This is a genomic window from Thermodesulfobacteriota bacterium, from assembly GCA_040754335.1.
Lineage (GTDB): Bacteria > Desulfobacterota_D > UBA1144 > Nemesobacterales > UBA2774 > 2-12-FULL-53-21.
Map to the genome: position 1 here is coordinate 563915 of JBFMCV010000001.1, position 16442 is coordinate 580356.

Sequence of the window (16442 nt, forward strand, 5' to 3'; positions counted from 1 at the left end):
GGTGAAGGATGGGGGTGAACAGACCGACTTTCGTTCCTTAGAAAAAGGAGGGATAGGGAGGACTTCCCAATTCTGTCATTTCGAGGCGAAGCCGAGAAATCTGTTATTAAAAAGAAAACAATAGATTTCTCATGCATTCGAAATGACATAATTATAAAGGCGAAGGGAGACAGCAAAAACGAGATCCTGAAACAAGTTCAGTATGTCGGACAAAGAATCAAAACTCCCTCTTGCTGTCGAGCATCAGCGTCACAGGTCCCCAATTGACGAGATGCACTTCCATCATCGCGCGGAACCTGCCGGTTTCCACCTTCGCCCCGCGCTCCCTCAGCTTATCGACGAACAGCTCGTAGAGCCTCTCCGCAACCTCGGGAGCGGCGGCCTTGTCGAAAGAAGGCCGTCTTCCCTTCCGGCAATCGCCGTATAGTGTGAATTGGGATACGACCAGCACGGAGCCGCCTGTGTCCGTCACGGAAAGGTTCATCTTTCCTTCCGAGTCCTCGAATATCCGGAGCCCGAGGATTTTCTCGGCAAGGTACTCGGCGTCCTCCTCAGTATCGTCCTTCCCCGCGCCCAGGAGCACGAGCACACCCTCTCCTATCCGGCCCACGGTTTCGCCTTCGACCTCCACCCTCGCCTCTTTTACACGCTGAACTATGGCTCGCATAATGCAATTCCCGAATCCGCGGAAATTCACAGTGTTGTCTTAACTTCCCGAAAATAATACCAGCTAGGAAAATGATTAAAATATAAGGAATATGTATTATACTTGGTATAGATAGGGTTCAATAAAGGGGTGGGTTACGATGCGTATATTTAATGTAATTCCGGTATTGATGATCGTTCTGGGTCTTGCGATTCCGCTGGCGAATTCAATCGAATTCCCTCCGGAGCCGCCGAAGAAGCTCGTTATCCACACGGTAAAGAGCGGGGAGGAGCTTCACCTGCTGGCCGGATACTATTTCCTCGACTGCAGGCAGTGGCCTCGGATATACCAGGCGAACTTGGGAACAATTTCGAACCCGAACAAGATTTATCCCGGTCAGGAGCTTTACGTCTACGTGGAAGAGGACTGGACGCCGCCGTTCGACCTCGACGCCTACGTCGAGAAATGGCGTCCTTACTTACTCAGCGGCACAGTGCCTTAAATCAGGTCCCTCAGGTATTCCCCGATGTAGGATGACGAAATCTTGTCGAGGGCGGATTTTTCTATCTGCCTTATCCTCTCGCGAGTTACACCGAATATGTCCCCTATTTCGTTTAGCGTGTAGGTGGTCTCGATCCCTATGCCGAAGCGCATCCTGATTATCTCCTGCTCCTTCGGCGTGAGCATGGACAGTATGTCCTCTATCCTGTTCTGGACGGTGCGCTTGAGTATGGCGGAGTCGGGAGGCGGAATCTTCTCGTCCTCGACGAATTCGATGTGAGTCCTCTGGTCCTCGTTCGATATGGGGGTGTCGAGCGACTGCACGTTGTTCATGACGTCTGAAGCTGTCTGTATTATCCTCTTCACTACCGCTGGCGATATCTCGAGCTCCTTCGCTATCTCCTCGCACGTGGGCTCCCGGCCGAGCTCCCTCGAGAGCATTGTCGTGACCGCCCTTACCTTGCCGGCCCATTCGTAGAGATAGACCGGTATCCTTATCGTCTTCGTCTTCTCGAAGGGCGCCCTGAATACCGCCTGCTGTATCCACCACGAAGCGTATGTCGAGAACTTGTATCCTAGCGTGTAGTCGAATTTCTCGACCGCTCTCATGAGTCCGAGGTTCCCTTCCTGTATGAGGTCTGCAAGCGGGAGCCCCCTGCCCATGTAGTTCTTCGCTATGCTGATGACGAGCTTCAGGTTCGACTTGATGAACCTGTTCTTGAGCTCGGACGACCTCCTCACGTACGCATTGGATAAGGTGTTCATCCTCTCCATATAGTTGATGAGGTCCTTGCCGGTCGAAGCCGGGTATTTTTTTATGGAGCTTTTTTTCTTTGAAGTGTCTTTCGAGATCTCGGAGAGTACCGCCCTTATTGCCTCGGCCTTGTTCTCGCATTTCTTGATATTGGCCGCTATCCTGAGCTCTTCCTGGGGTGAAAGGAGAGACGTCTCGTATTCGAGGTCCTTGAAGTATACGTGGAGGAGCCTGAGGTGCTCTTCCAGTTTAGATTTCCGGTTCTTCTTCCGGCCGCCGGCCCCTTCCAGCGTGGTGAATTCGGGGTCGAATTCCGCGCCTTCCTCGGCGAAACCATCGTCCCCGCCGTATGCATATAATGTATAATTTTCGTCAGGCGCGCCGGATTCGATTTCAGCGAGCCTCGGAGTCAGCTTTTCGAGGTCTTTCTGCTTTTTCATATTCCCCTTTAACCTATCCCTGAGACGCACGGGATTCCTTTATAGAGTCAAAACTATACGCTCCTTCAATACCCGCAGCAGGTATGAGGGCACCCGGCATAACCGGGGCTTATTCGATCTAACGGCTGTAGTCGAACAATATATAAAGCGGTTTATTTTGGTTTTTTCGGGAGGACCGGGATAATTGGCCCTCCCCTCAAATTTTCTTAATCTTATAACCCGATCAGACCTTAATGGTATCGAGCGCTTCGTCGAACATGGTAAAAGCCTTGATCACGTTCTTCTTCGCGAAATCGTGGCTCTCCGCAGCCACGTTGCCCGAAATACCCTTAAAAGAGTCTACCAAGTTTTTCTGAAACTCAAACACCTTTTCGATGCCGTCCTCAAAAGCACTGGTATCGATCTTTGTGAACGGGTAGTCCTGTTTCGGGAGCGTCCCGTAGAATTCCTTCATGGTGCTGAAATATTCCTTTTCAGCCTCGATCACGTAGTCGAGCTGCTTGTTCAGCACCTTCTTGTTCTCCTCGGCTACGGAAAGGGAGAAATCGAGCGTATTAAGGTATGTTTCCTTAACGAGCTTCGACAGCTCCTTTACAGGCTCGGTGAAATCCTTAACGTCGTAAGCATGTTTAGCGGTTGCCATCTTAATGACCTCCTGTTCTGATCTATAACTAATATAAAGACTGGGAATTCAATTGTCAAGGGAAAATGTACGCATATGCGAAGATTCATAAAATTATAACTACCTGTAAACACAGGCTATATAAAATTGTCAGAAAATATTATTATGCATGAGCTTATATTTTTGCGCCTGCGTGGGCGGGGTTTATAAGGGTTCAAAACAGAGGTTGCTGTTGTGAATAATGCGGAAATGAGTTCAGAGAGTAGAATTATCTAAGCCTTCAAAGATATGCAATTACTTGAAGATTGCTTTCTAACTAGCTGAAACAATGGCTAGATTATTTTTAAGACCCTTTTCTCATGAAGTCCTGGAACATGGAAGCGGTGTTCTTCACCTGCTCCATCCAGCTCTCCTGTATTTTCTGCATGTTCCTCATGTACTCGGAGAACTTGTCGTCCCCCATCCCGAGTCCGGACATGGAGCTTCCGCTGCCGTACTTCATAGGGCTCTCGGACATTATCCGGAGCATCCGCTTCGTGGTCTCCATGATGTTTTCCATGAGCTGCTTCTGGAGCTCGAGTGATTCCATGAAGAGCTTCTGCTGGTACTCGATGACGGGCTTCGTCATCTCCTGGGCCTTTTTCTGGCCCTCGAGTATCGGCTTGGTGATCTTCTCGATCTCTTTCTTCTGGGTCTCGAGGATCTTGATGAATTCCGCAAAGATGTTTTCAGAGCTTTCCTTCTTAGTCGCCATTTCGGTGCTCCTTAACACGTGATACTACTATTATAAATCCGGTGTGAGATTGTCAAGCTTTGTGGCGAGGGGTCGCGGTTATGAAGAAGTGTCGATTTTGGATTGAATCAGCGAACCGCCTCACGAACGGAACCATAACAGGCGCACTCGGAGAGACGGAATGGTTTATCGCGGCCTGCTTAAGCCGACGCCCTTCGTCTGCGGTAAATGAATATCCCCGCTGCTCCGACGATACCCAGTGCGATAACAATGGTTATAAAGCTCCACTCGTTGAGCGTCGGGATCGGCGCCGGGGTTACTTCACACAACCCTGTTTCTTCGTTACAGTCACCCGGCCTTACATTATCTATGCGGCATGCCGGGGTTCCTTCACCCAAATCAAAACATTGATCAGGCTCGAATTGGCAGCAATCGCCGAGGGTCGGGAGTCCGGAAAAGCTCTCTTCGGATAATGACAGAAACAGAAATCCGGCAAACAGGAATGAAAACAGGAAAAAGAGGAGCCGGTTCCCGATTAACATGGTTAGCCCCCTTTAACGGTTTACTCCATTATATCTAAACAGAGTGGGGATAACAATAAATATTTACCAGTATGTCTAAATAATAAGCTTACTATGGGGCTCACCGTGATCTGTTTCTGGTTACACTGAAAGAAGCAGCCGGAGTGGGTGCAGTTCTGAACGCCTTCAAGCGTGCTTGGTTAAACAAGGAGATTTAAGTATAGGCAACGTCTTGCCGTTAAACTCAGGGAGCGGCCGGATAGTGTTTCATAAGCGGATAAATGAAATTATCCGCATTTTGAATCCCTGACACCCCATACCTGTCAAGCGGTGCGCTTATGGGACCGCTCCCCTTAATACGATTCCGTCAATTAACGACCGGGGGTTATTAGCCCTCCAGTATGAACGTAATCCTGATGTGCGCCCTGTATTCGGTGATCTTCCCGCCCTTGCCTATGGCGGCGTTCATCTTGGTTACCTCTACGCCGGTGAGCCCGCGGAGCGTCTTGTTCGCCCTGTCGAGTGCGTTCTTTACCGCGTCGTCCCACGATTTCGGCGACGATCCAATAATCTCGGTGATCCTTGCAACAGCCATGGCTAATACCTCCTTAGTGTGATTTATTACCTCAAGCTCCCCGGTCCCATTACTACTATAATAAAAATGGGAAAAAAAAGTCAAGGTAAATTTATCCCCTTCCATCGGCTTTATTACACAAATTTTATAATCATGCTATAATCAATCTCACAAAAAAAGACACCCGTTTTAGAGGGCATAATTTTATAATGTCAGGAGGGCCCTATGCCTATAGATTTCGAGTTTACTGAAGAGCAGCAGATGTTCAGGGATACGATACGGGACTTCGGTGAGAACGAGATAGCGCCGCTCGTGGAAGCCGCGGAGAAGCATGAGAAATTCCCCAAGCAGATATTCCCCAAGCTCGGGGAGATGGGTTTCCTCGGCATCTCTTTCCCCGAGGAATACGGCGGCGTGGGTTTGGACAAGGTGACGGAATGCATATTCGCCGAGGAGATGGGGCGCATTAACGCGGGCATAGCCATGTGCATTAACGCGCATACGAGCCTCTCCTGCGTGCCCGTCTATAAATTCGGCACGAAAGAGCAGAAGGAGAAGTATCTTATACCCGGGATCGAGGGAAAGGTCATTGGCGCGCTCGGGCTGACCGAGCCCGACGCAGGCTCGGACGCGAGGAGCATACGAGCGACGGCGACGAAAAAGGGCGGGAAATACCATCTCAACGGTACCAAGACCTGGATCACGAACGGCACTATGGCCGATTTCGTCATCGTCGCCGCCTATACGGACAAGACCAAAAAGGGCACGGGTATTAGCCTGTTCATAGTTGACGCTGACGCCCCCGGCTTCACGGAGAAGAACAAGATACACAAACTCGGTCACAGGTCGGCCGACACGGCCGAGCTCGTGTTCGAGAACTGCGAGATACCGGAAGAGAACCTCCTCGTCGGCGAGGGCGGGTTCAACGGCGCTATGGATACGCTCCTAGGCGCGCGCATCACGCACGCGGCCAAGTCCGTGGGCATAGCGCAGGCGGCTTTCGAGTTCGCGCTTCAATATTCGAAAGAAAGGGAGGCGTTCGGTAAGCACATATCGAAGTTCCAGGCGATAAGCTTCAAGCTCGCCGATATGGCGGTGAAGATAGAGTCCGCGCGGCTTTTAGTCTTCAAGGCGGCATGGCTTTACAGCAACGACAAGAAGGCTCTAAAGGAAGCTTCGATGGCTAAATTGTATGCCGCCGAGGTGGTGCAGTGGGTAGCGACCGAGGCCGTGCAGGTGCTGGGCGGATACGGGTACGGTGTCGAGTTCCCGGTAGAGAGATATTACAGGGACGCCAAGCTCGCCTCCATTACGGAAGGCACGTCCGAGATTCAGCACATCGTCATAGCGAGGGAGCTCGGGATCTAAGGCTCTTTAGAACGTAAATCAAATTACAAATAAAAAGCGGGGACGCATCGTGAGACGCTCCCCGCTTTTTTGTGTTCTTGATCGTAACCCTGTTCAATATCCTGATACTGGCAATGACCTTATTTCCAGGGGGCCGTCATCTCGCCCTTGTTCGGGTCCTGGAACTTGAGCCACTTCGACGAATCGTAGTGAGCCGCCGCGTAGCATAGTATAGCCGTCGTGGCTATGAGCTGCTCGGGCGTGGATTTCGTCAATTCGGCCCGTTTCTTTATGATGTTCAATATCGGATCTGGTATGTTAACCGTAACTTCAGCCATTTTTAGAACCTCCTTATATTCTTAGTCTGTATCGCCGATGCCTCTTTCTTTCCTGTACTGGTCGAGTACCTCTCTCTTCACAGTCGGAACGACCTTGAAGTCGCCTTCCTTCGCGCCCACAATAGTCGCTTCCAGTTCAGCCTGGGATAGAGGCTCCACCTTCTTGTCGACCGCGTTGACTGGGTCACCGAGCTGCGAGGGCGTGAGCTTCCAATCGGTGAGGGCGTCTTTTCCGAGCCCGAACCTTATCGTTAGCTTGTTTATCTCCTCGAGCCTTCCCGGCGTCGGTCCGGGCGTCTGGATCATCTTCAGCTCTTCGAGCAGCTTCACTGTCTTGGGATCTCTCTCGAACGGCTCTCCGACCTTGCCCTTGAAGAACATCGTCTCGAACGGGGGGCGACCCCTCGTTCCGCCGCCGTCGAGGTTCTCGGACGGATACCCTACGGTCATCAGCCAGCAGAATACGTACGACGGCGGGAGGTTGAATTTGTCCTTGACGTTCCTCCTCGCTCCGCCGCTCGCGCCGTTAAGGCAGCAGCCGAGCCCGAGGGCCGTGGCAGTGAGGATAGCGTTCTGTATCGCGTTTCCGAGGTCTATGCATGCGAGCCTGTGAAGGACGAAGTCAGGGAGAAGGGCAGGCAGCGGGAAAAGCCTGTTAACGCGGTCATACTCCCATCCGTGAGCCTTGTCGAGGGCTCCCGTCCTCATCAGGTCGTGGAGCTGCTGACCCTGCGTGTCGTACGCCGCGAGGTCATAGCACCAGAAGATAAGTATCGGAGCCATCTGCGTCGTTATCTGGCTCCAATCCGAGATGAATTCCCAGATTTCCGGGTCTTCGTCTCTGTAAACTACTATGCCCCTCTGCCCGTTGAAGTTACCGGCTGACGGGGCGAGCCTTGATGCTTCAAGCATAGCCTGTACCTTCCATCTCTCGACAGGCTTGTTTGGTTCATACCATCTTATCGATCTCCTCAAGCCTATCGCTTCGAAAGTATTAAGCGGTTGGACCTGACTGGCCTGAGGGAGAGCGTCGGAAATCAATGTACTCATTTCGGCCTCCTTATATAAATTGTGTTTTCTTACCAGACAATCAACCATATTATTATTTCCGAAAAAAAAAGTCAAGTTATTCGTGCAATAAGGGACTATTAGTACTAATTTTCGGCCGGAAACCCGATGCCGCGCCCGGCCGCTGCCGCAGTCTGCCGGGGGGTGCTGCCCGCGCCCTACCCTTATATCGTCCAATAGTCTAGAATTATTTGATAATTCAGGGTTGAATTCGGAGCTTTGATTACTATATTTAGATAACGATAACTTAACGGAGAAAGTGAGATAATGAAATTCGAGAAACTGACTATAAAAGCGCAGGAAGCGTTGGCCGAGGCGCAGTCCCTCGCACAGGAGGGGAGCAACCAGGTTGTGGACATACCCCACGTCCTGACGGCGCTTCTTGCAGAAGGCGGTATACCGACACAGATCCTCGGAAAGTTAGGCGTGAACACGGGCATAGTCCGCGAGATCGCGCAGAGAGAGATCGCGAAGCTCCCCAGGGTCCAGGGGGAGTCCGAGCAGGTCTATCTCAGCCGCGAGCTGAGCAAGGCGTTCAAAACGGCAGAGAAGGAGGCCAAATCCCTCGGAGACGAGTACATAAGCACGGAGCACCTTCTGCTCGGAATCGCCGAGGACGCAACCGGGGAGCTCAAGAACGAGTTCAGGAGGCTCGGCATTACAAGGGACAGCATACTCCGCGTGCTCAAGGACATAAGGGGCGGCCAGACGGTTACGAGCCAGTCCCCGGAAGACACGCTCCAGTCCCTCAAGCAATACGGCAAGGACTTCACGGAGCTCGCCCGCGAGGGCAAGATCGACCCGGTAATCGGTCGCGACGACGAGATAAGGCGCGTCATACAGGTGCTCTCCCGGAGGACGAAGAACAACCCCGTCCTCATAGGCGAGCCGGGCGTGGGAAAGACCGCCATTGTCGAGGGCCTCGCACAGAGGATAGTTAACGGGGACGTGCCGGAAGGGCTCAAAAACAAGAAGCTCATCGCCCTCGATATCGGGTCTCTTCTCGCAGGGGCAAAGTTCAGGGGGCAGTTCGAGGAGAGGTTAAAGGCAGTGCTCAAGGAAGTCACCGAATCGAAAGGCGACGTAATACTTTTCATAGACGAGATACATACTGTCGTAGGCGCGGGAGCGGCCGAAGGCGCGGTCGACGCGTCCAACATGCTTAAGCCCGCCCTTGCGAGGGGAGAGCTCCACTGCATAGGCGCGACCACGCTCGACGAATACAGGAAGTACATTGAAAAGGACGCCGCGCTCGAAAGGCGGTTCCAGCAGGTCTTCGTCGACGAGCCTTCGGTAGAAGAGACAATATCTATACTGAGGGGGCTCAAGGAGAAATACGAGGTCCATCACGGCGTGAAGATAAAGGACGAGGCCATTATCGCGGCCGCCGTGCTTTCGAACCGCTACATCACGGCGAGGTTCCTCCCGGATAAGGCCGTAGACCTCATAGACGAGGCGGCGGCCAGGCTCAAGATGGAGATAGACTCCATGCCTACCGAGATCGACGAGATCGAGCGCCGCATTATGCAGCTCGAAATAGAAAGGGAGGCGCTCAAGAAAGAGAAGGACGAGGCGTCCAAGAGCAAGCTACAAGTGATCGAGAAGAATATCGCTAATCTGAAAGAAGAGTCGAACACGCTCAAGGCCCAGTGGAAGAGGGAGAAGGAGCACATTACCGAGATACGGAAGATAAAGGAAGAGATAGACCAGTTGAAATCCGACGCCGAGATCGCCCAGAGGAAGGGCGACCTGTCGAAGGCCTCCGAGCTCCTCTACGGCAGACTTCCCGAGCTAAACAAGAAACTCGACGAGCTGAGCAAGGAGCTGGCTGCCGTTCAGAAAGGGAAGCAGATGCTCAAGGAAGAGGTCGACGCCGAGGACATTGCGGCCATAGTCTCCAAGTGGACGGGCGTACCCGTATCGAGACTATTGGAAGGTGAAGTAGAAAAGCTCATACACATGGAGGACAACCTTCACGTAAGGGTCATAGGCCAGGATAACGCCATCACGGCCGTATCGAACGCGCTCAGGCGCTCGCGGGCCGGACTGTCCGACCCCAACAGGCCCATAGGCTCCTTCATGTTCCTGGGGCCGACCGGCGTAGGTAAAACGGAGCTCGCTCGTGCGTTAGCGGAGTTCATGTTCGACGACGAGCACGCGATGATACGCATCGACATGAGCGAGTACATGGAGAAGCACACCGTTTCGAGGCTCATTGGCGCGCCCCCGGGATACGTCGGATACGAGGAAGGCGGGCAGCTTTCCGAGGCCGTGCGTAGACGCCCCTACTCCGTCGTGCTCTTCGACGAGATTGAGAAGGCGCACACGGACGTATTCAACGTCCTGCTCCAGATACTTGACGACGGCAGACTGACCGACGGGCAGGGACGTACGGTAGATTTCAAGAACACGATAATCATAATGACGTCCAACCTCGGGAGCGAGTACATTCACGAGTACATAAACCGCCCCGAGACGATGGAAGAGCGCGTCATGGAGGTCGTGAGAGGACACTTCAGGCCCGAGTTTCTTAACAGGGTTGATGAGATAATCATATTCAGGGCGCTCGGCATGGAGCAGATAAAGAAGATAGTCGATATTCAGATAGAGCACCTGAGAAAGAGGCTCGCCGAGAAGAAAATAGACCTCGACCTGACCGACGAGGCAAAGGACCTCGCCGCAGAGAAGGGGTACGATCCCGTTTACGGCGCTCGGCCCCTAAAGAGAACGATACAGAAGCTCATACAGGACCCGCTCGCGAACGAGATTCTCAAGGGCGAGTTCAAGGAGGGGGATCACGTCGTCGTCGACGTCGGCAAGAACAACGACCTCATTCTGACGAAAGAGGTCAAGGCCCCGAAGAAGGAAAAGGAAGAGAAGAAGGCCAAGGCCGCGAGTTAATCGAAAACGAACCGGGCACTCCCTCAGGATGGGGGAGTTTAACAGATAACGTATCGCGGCTGGAAGCCGCTCCTACATTTGTGGTGGATTTTTATTTCTTGTAGGAGCACCATCTTGGTGCGATTCGTTTCAAATCCACCCTGCCCCTCCTTTGGATCCTGAAACAAGTTCAGGACAGGTGGAGGGAATTAACTGCAAAAGATGAGATTGCTTCGCTACGCTCGCAATGACAGGAAAGAACTACATCCAATGAGAACTAAAACCGTTCGTACTGAGGCGCAGAATCTGCGCTCATATAAGATTCCCCGGTCACACTTCGGCTTTCGTTAAATATATGGAGCCGAGATAATACTGAGTTGCGAGCCCGTCCTGAGCGAAGTCGAAGGGTCGAAGTATGGACGGTTTTTCACCCTTACCATCAAAGGAGGGAGAAAAAAATAAAAAATCACGAAATCGACTCCACAATCTCATCCACAACCGCTTCGGGGTTGTCGGCTTCGGTTAAGGTGGCTTGCTTAGTATTTTCCCCCTTAGAAAAAGGGGGATTCAGGGGGATTTGGTTTTAAGAGAAAAGGAAGAAAAGAAAATCCTCCCTCACCCTCCTTTTCCAAAGGAGGGAATTGAAAACGAAAAGCATAAAGATAGATTTCTCCCGTTTTATGTTCTACTACCCGGATGCTGTTTGAGAAGCAAATGAGTAATCAGCCTAGGGCGTCCTGCTTCTCGCTTGCTCGAAGCAGTGGTTGAAATGACAGGAGAGTTGTTAGGTTAGGAAATAGATTTCACAATCTCATCCACAACCGCTTCGGGGTTGTCGGCTTCGGTGATCGCCCGGCCGATGACGAGGTAGTCAGCTCCTTTCGCCACTGCATCCGCCGGAGTCACAACACGCTTCTGATCGTGAGCCTCTCCGCCGGGGCGTATTCCGGGGACGACCAGCGTGAACCTGTCCCCGAACTCCTTCCTCAGCATTGCCACTTCCATGCCTGAGCAAACTAGCCCGTCCACTCCCGCCTTGTCGGCGAGTGAAGCGAGGCTCAGAACCGCATCCTTTGTCGATGAATTAATGCCGATCCGCTTAAGGCTTGCCTCGTCGTGGCTCGTAAGAACCGTGACCGCGAGTACAAGCGGCTTATGTCTCTTGTGTTGCGAGGCTTCGTCGACGACGGCTTCAGAGACGGCCTTCATCATCTCCACGCCCCCGAGCGCGTGTACCGTGAACATGCTCACACCATAGCGCACCGCCTGTCTCCCCGAATGCTCCACGGTCGAAGGTATGTCGTGGAACTTGAGGTCGAGGAACACGTCAGCTCCCATGTCGCGGAACTCTTTAATCCCTATCGGCCCCGCGTCTAAGAACAGTATCGGCCCCACCTTGAACGTCTTGATCTTGTGTTTGAGATTCTCGACCCAGAATTTGGCTATCCTGAGCTCTGGGAAATCGAGAGCGAGTATTATACGCTCTTTGGGTTTCAGGTCTGGTCTCGCCATCTGGTTTGAATTATATATCTATGACAGGAGCGACTCCACTTCTTTTACGACCTCATCGAGCTTCACGTTGCGTGAAACGCCGCCCTTCCGGAGCTTCAGTTCCGCCTCCCCTTCCTTTATAGTCCTCGGCCCCACTGCTATGTGTATGGGTATCCCTATCAGCTCAGCATCCTTCAATTTGAACCCCGGGCCTACGTCCCTGTCGTCTATTATGACTTCATAACCTTTATCGAGAAGCTCCCCGTATATCTTCTCGGCCGCGTTCATGATCTCCACGTCCTTCACCTTTAACGGAAGCACCGTGACCTCGAACGGCGCGAGAGCCCTCGGGAATATCATGCCGTTCTCGTCGTGGTTCTGCTCTATCGCCGCGGCTACCGTCCTTCCTATCCCTATCCCGTAGCACCCCATTATGTAGGGCTTCTCCTTCCCGTCGGAGTCTATAAAAGTGGCGTTCATCGCTTCCGAATATTTTGTGCCCAGCATGAACACGTGCCCGACCTCTATCCCCCTCGTCGCCGTGAGCGAGCCGGTCTTGCATCTCGGGCACTTGTCCCCTTCGGACGCGACACGGATATCGCCCGTCTCCTTTATCTGGAAGTCCCTTCCGGGGAGCACGTTTATTATGTGATAGTCCTCCTTGTTGGCCCCCGTTACGGAGCTGCCCATACCCAATACGGACCTGTCGGCGATGGTCCTTATGCTGAGTCCTACAGGGCCGCTGAACCCCATCCTGCCGCCCGTGACTTCTTCTATCGTTGCCGCCGTCGCGAGCTCTACGACCTCCGCGCCGAGCGCTTTCTTGAGCTTCGTCAGGCTGAGCTCGTGGTCCCCCCTCACGAGGGCAGCGACGGGCTGGCCGTCGGCCGTGACTATCATAGTCTTTATAAGGTTCGAAGGCATGACATTCAGGAACTCGGCCACCTCCTCGACGGTCTTGAGGCCGGGAGTATGTACCTCCACGACAACCTTGTCTTCCTTCGACCCCTTGACCCCTTTCTCGTGCCAGTCTATTTCCGCTAATTCGAGGTTGGCCGCGTATCCGCAGTTCCCGCAGCTCATCACGACGTCCTCGCCCGTGGGCGCAAGCACCATGAACTCGTGGGAGAAGCTCCCGCCTATGTTCCCCGTATCCGCAAGCACGGCCCTGAACTCGAGCCCGCACCTCTCGAATATTCGCACGTACGCGTCGTACATGAGCTGATAGGATTTCTCCGCTCCGGCAACGTCCGCATCGAAGCTGTAGGCGTCCTTCATTATGAACTCGCGGGCGCGCATCACGCCGAACCGGGGGCGTATCTCGTCCCTGAACTTCGTCTGTATCTGGTAGAGGTTTATCGGGAGCTGCTTGTAGGAGCGTACGTCGCGCCTCACTATGTCCGTTATGACCTCTTCGTGAGTAGGGCCTATGCAGAATTCCCTGTCTGCGCGGTCCTTGAACCTTAGAAGCTCCTTCCCGTAGTAATCCCACCTGCCGCTCTCCCTCCAGAGCTCGGACGGCACGACGGCGGGCATGAGGAGCTCTATCGCCCCTGCCCTGTTCATCTCCTCCCGGACTATGTTCTCGACCTTGCTAATGGACCTCAGCCCGAGCGGGAGGTAGTTGTAGATACCCGCCGCGACTTTTCTTATCATCCCCGCCCTTATCATGAGCTTCTGGCTCACGACCTCGGCGTCGGCAGGGTCTTCCTTGAGCGTCGGGATAAAGTATTGGGAATATCTCATGTCAGCCGTATAAATTACCGATTCGGCGGCTAAATGCAACTCATTATGCGTGCTTGTTGTCTTGATTCCCTCCCCCTTGAAGGGACGGTTCTGAGCGTGCGCAAGAACCGGTCGGAGCTACAACGAAGCTGATGAAGTCAATCGACTTCGGCCTCAGTGTCACTCAAACCAAAACGGGTTTGGGTGGGGGTGTTAATTTTTAATACTCCGCATCGGCAGCCCGAGAAAGTGACATTACCGGATTCATGGGTCTATATTGGGACAGATAAGATATTGGACCGTTTCCTAATCCATCTTCTCGACCCACTGGGACCGCCAGTCGGGGGCCGGGAATGGCTCGCTCCAGTATGCGGTCTCCTTCGCTATCTTCCCGTCCCTGAACTCGAATATGAATACGGCCTTGTACACGGGGCCTCCGTAATCTAAAGACGCCTCGGCGACGACGAGTTCGCCTGCGCTCACCATCCGCCGGGGCGTTATGGTCGGGAGCGCCGGGAACGCCCCGTATATCGCCCGCCTGTTGGCCGCCCCCACTATCCTCTCACCCGACTGCGGCCAGTCCATGACTGCGTCCTCGTGGAAAAGCTCGTCCATCACCTCCACCTTCCTCTCGTTTATGCACTTGATCAAGCGCTCGATAACCTTCTCGTTTCCACTCGCCATGACGCCCGCCTCCTGTCCATGTCATTTGCAAATATGATGCAGCCGCATAAATCATCCTCTGCCTTCTTACTATAGTAGATTCGGGTTGGAAATGAAATGGGGTATTAGATTTAAACGATGAGTCAGCGCCGATTGACACCTAATCTCTATTTATGTAATTTAGCCTGCTTATAAAATTCACTATGAAGAAGCCATATTGAAATACGTCTCCAGCCTTAACAGCCTCGTAACCGACTACTTCACGTTCTGGATAATCCTGTTTTCGGTAATCACATTCCTCTATCCGGCCCCATTCTCCGGGCTCACGGGACTTATCGTGCCCGTCCTCGGGATAATAATGTTCGGCATGGGCATGACGCTTACCGGGGAGGACTTCAGGAGGATCGCCGGGAGGCCCGGGGACGTAGCGATAGGCGCGGCCGCCCAGTACGGTATAATGCCGGTGACCGGGTTTATTCTCGCCAAGGTGTTTCAGCTCGACCCCATTCTCGCGACGGGCGTCGTGCTCGTGGGCTCCTGCCCCGGCGGCACGGCGTCTAACGTCATCACGTATCTCGCAAGGGGAGACGTCGCGCTCTCCGTCACCATGACGTCAGTTACGACCCTCATGGCTCCTCTCATGGTGCCCTTCTTCATGTACGTATTCGCCGGGCAGTGGATTCACGTCCCCGCGCTCGACCTGTTCATATCTACATTAGAAATAATAATCCTCCCCGTCGTGCTGGGCGCGGGTCTGAGGCTCCTCCTCGGAAAAAGGATTGAATACGTCCTGCCCGTGCTTCCGGGCGTTTCGTCGCTGTCCATAATATTCATAGTGGGCGTGATAGTCGCGGCCAATGCGAATTCTATCGCCAGGGTCGGGCCGGCGGTCGCCGTGATTGTGATGCTGCACAACGTTATCGGGCTTGCGCTCGGATACTCTGCAGCGAGGCTCTCCGGAATGGACGTCAGGAAAGCGAGGGCGGTGTCCATAGAGGTAGGCATGCAGAATTCAGGGCTTGCCGTCGCGTTAGCTAACCTCCATTTCAGCCCGCTCGCGGCGCTGCCTGCCGCCATATTCAGCGTATGGCACAATATTTCAGGCTCGGCCATTGCATGGTGGTGGAGGAGGCATACGAAATGACGAGCCGGAGAACGCGCGGATGAGCGGAAATAACGGTGTCAGGAACGGGAGGGAGAAATTCCCTCTTTCCGGGTACCTGTTCCTGGTCGGGACAGCCCTCTTCACGGCGCTCTCCTACGCTTTCGGAAGGGCGGCAGACAGGTCTATAGACGCGACTACCACGATGTTCATCTGGTTTTTCGGCGCGTTCCTGTGCTCTATCGCGGTCGTGGCCGCCGTCCCTTCGCAAAGGGCCGATTTCAGGAGCCTCGGGAAGTACAGGAACATCTTCATACTGAGCTCCATACTCACTGCCGTTAGCGGCGTGATGTGGATAACCGCGATAAGGACCATAGGCATACCGCTCACGTCGTTCCTCATGAAGTCGCAGACCCTTTTCTCTCTCCTCCTCGGGATGGTCTTCTTAGGCGAGAGGCTCAACAAGTGGGAGAGCGTGGGAGTCGTCATCACCGTCACGGGCGGGATAATAGTCGCCTACCAGAGGGAGTTCTCGCTCCTGATAGGCACGTTCACAGCCATAGGTGCCGCGCTCTGTTATTCGAGCCTGTCTTTCGTGGTGAAGAAGATAGGCCAGGATCTCAACATGCACACGGTCGCCAACCTGAGGGCGCTCGGCGTATCGCTCTTCCTCTTCGTGTACCTGATAGCGACCGGGACCTTCCAGACGCCCCGGCCCGTCGACATTATGTACATGGCCCTGGGCGGCATAACGGGCGCTTATATAGCCAAGGCGTGCCAGTTCCAGGCCATAAAGCTCATAGACGTCTCCCGCACGACCGCAGTGCTCCCTCTCGAATCCATATTCGTCGTGATCTTTTCATATTACATATTCCACGAGATACCGTCTCTCATAAAGCTGATCGGCGGCGCGGGGATAATAGTCGGCGTCATTTTCCTCGTGGTATTCAGGGCCGAGAAACCCGAGGACCTGGGTGAGGGGGAGTGAGCGGTCAATTCTTTTCTGTCTTTGCGAGCGGAGCTAACGTCGTTAGCGT

The 16442-nt window shown here is 53.5% G+C and carries 15 protein-coding genes; 5 read left to right on the forward strand and 10 right to left on the reverse strand.

The window, feature by feature from the left end; genetic code table 11:
- Nucleotides 1-217: 217 nt before the first annotated feature.
- The gene (dtd, locus tag AB1598_02670) at nucleotides 218-667 is read right to left on the reverse strand and encodes a D-aminoacyl-tRNA deacylase (GenBank protein ID MEW6143900.1); all 450 of its coding nucleotides are present in this window, start codon (nucleotides 665-667) and stop codon (nucleotides 218-220) included.
- Nucleotides 668-806: 139 nt separating this feature from the next.
- On the opposite strand from dtd, the gene AB1598_02675 reads away from it, so the two are divergent.
- Nucleotides 807-1148, forward strand: coding sequence for a LysM peptidoglycan-binding domain-containing protein (locus AB1598_02675; GenBank protein ID MEW6143901.1), 342 nt, complete (start codon nucleotides 807-809; stop codon nucleotides 1146-1148).
- Here AB1598_02675 and AB1598_02680 read toward each other — a convergent pair.
- The 4 genes from AB1598_02680 to AB1598_02695 form a co-directional block, all read right to left on the reverse strand.
- Nucleotides 1145-2341: a sigma-70 family RNA polymerase sigma factor gene (locus tag AB1598_02680; protein MEW6143902.1), complete on the reverse strand. Its 1197-nt coding sequence runs from the start codon at nucleotides 2339-2341 to the stop codon at nucleotides 1145-1147. The two genes, AB1598_02675 and AB1598_02680, sit on opposite strands and share 4 nt — an antisense overlap.
- A 223-nt stretch (nucleotides 2342-2564) precedes the next feature.
- A complete protein-coding gene (locus AB1598_02685; GenBank protein ID MEW6143903.1) occupies nucleotides 2565-2984 on the reverse strand; it encodes a hypothetical protein in 420 nt (139 codons plus the stop codon).
- A 322-nt stretch (nucleotides 2985-3306) separates the two neighbouring features.
- Entirely contained in the window at nucleotides 3307-3717 is a 411-nt protein-coding gene (locus tag AB1598_02690; protein MEW6143904.1) for a hypothetical protein, read from the reverse strand.
- A gap of 888 nt (nucleotides 3718-4605) precedes the next feature.
- Nucleotides 4606-4812 carry a dodecin family protein gene (locus tag AB1598_02695; protein ID MEW6143905.1) on the reverse strand — a complete coding sequence of 69 codons (207 nt, stop codon included), beginning with the start codon at nucleotides 4810-4812 and terminating at the stop codon, nucleotides 4606-4608.
- Between the two features lie 210 nt (nucleotides 4813-5022).
- Here AB1598_02695 and AB1598_02700 point away from each other — a divergent pair, with 210 nt between their 5' ends.
- Entirely contained in the window at nucleotides 5023-6159 is a 1137-nt protein-coding gene (locus AB1598_02700; GenBank protein ID MEW6143906.1) for an acyl-CoA dehydrogenase family protein, read from the forward strand.
- Nucleotides 6160-6278: 119 nt separating this feature from the next.
- Here the strand turns inward: AB1598_02700 and AB1598_02705 are convergent, their stop codons facing one another.
- Both AB1598_02705 and AB1598_02710 read right to left on the reverse strand, forming a co-directional pair.
- Nucleotides 6279-6476: a hypothetical protein gene (locus tag AB1598_02705; GenBank protein MEW6143907.1), complete on the reverse strand. Its 198-nt coding sequence runs from the start codon at nucleotides 6474-6476 to the stop codon at nucleotides 6279-6281.
- Between the two features lie 21 nt (nucleotides 6477-6497).
- The gene (locus tag AB1598_02710; protein ID MEW6143908.1) at nucleotides 6498-7526 is read right to left on the reverse strand and encodes a nitroreductase family protein; all 1029 of its coding nucleotides are present in this window, start codon (nucleotides 7524-7526) and stop codon (nucleotides 6498-6500) included.
- A 285-nt stretch (nucleotides 7527-7811) separates the two neighbouring features.
- Here AB1598_02710 and clpB point away from each other — a divergent pair, with 285 nt between their 5' ends.
- Nucleotides 7812-10445 carry an ATP-dependent chaperone ClpB gene (gene clpB, locus AB1598_02715; protein MEW6143909.1) on the forward strand — a complete coding sequence of 878 codons (2634 nt, stop codon included), beginning with the start codon at nucleotides 7812-7814 and terminating at the stop codon, nucleotides 10443-10445.
- 768 nt (nucleotides 10446-11213) lie between these two features.
- Here clpB and pyrF read toward each other — a convergent pair.
- From pyrF to AB1598_02730, 3 genes are all read right to left on the reverse strand, one after another.
- Entirely contained in the window at nucleotides 11214-11936 is a 723-nt protein-coding gene (pyrF, locus tag AB1598_02720; GenBank protein MEW6143910.1) for an orotidine-5'-phosphate decarboxylase, read from the reverse strand.
- Nucleotides 11937-11954: 18 nt separating this feature from the next.
- A complete protein-coding gene (locus AB1598_02725; GenBank protein ID MEW6143911.1) occupies nucleotides 11955-13661 on the reverse strand; it encodes a proline--tRNA ligase in 1707 nt (568 codons plus the stop codon).
- A gap of 285 nt (nucleotides 13662-13946) precedes the next feature.
- On the reverse strand, nucleotides 13947-14324 hold the full coding sequence (locus tag AB1598_02730) for a nuclear transport factor 2 family protein (GenBank protein ID MEW6143912.1): 378 nt from the start codon (nucleotides 14322-14324) through the stop codon (nucleotides 13947-13949).
- Between the two features lie 196 nt (nucleotides 14325-14520).
- Between AB1598_02730 and AB1598_02735 the strand changes: the two genes are divergently transcribed.
- The gene (locus tag AB1598_02735; GenBank protein MEW6143913.1) at nucleotides 14521-15447 is read left to right on the forward strand and encodes a bile acid:sodium symporter family protein; all 927 of its coding nucleotides are present in this window, start codon (nucleotides 14521-14523) and stop codon (nucleotides 15445-15447) included.
- A 19-nt stretch (nucleotides 15448-15466) separates the two neighbouring features.
- Nucleotides 15467-16393, forward strand: coding sequence for a DMT family transporter (locus tag AB1598_02740; protein ID MEW6143914.1), 927 nt, complete (start codon nucleotides 15467-15469; stop codon nucleotides 16391-16393).
- Nucleotides 16394-16442 lie beyond the last annotated feature (49 nt).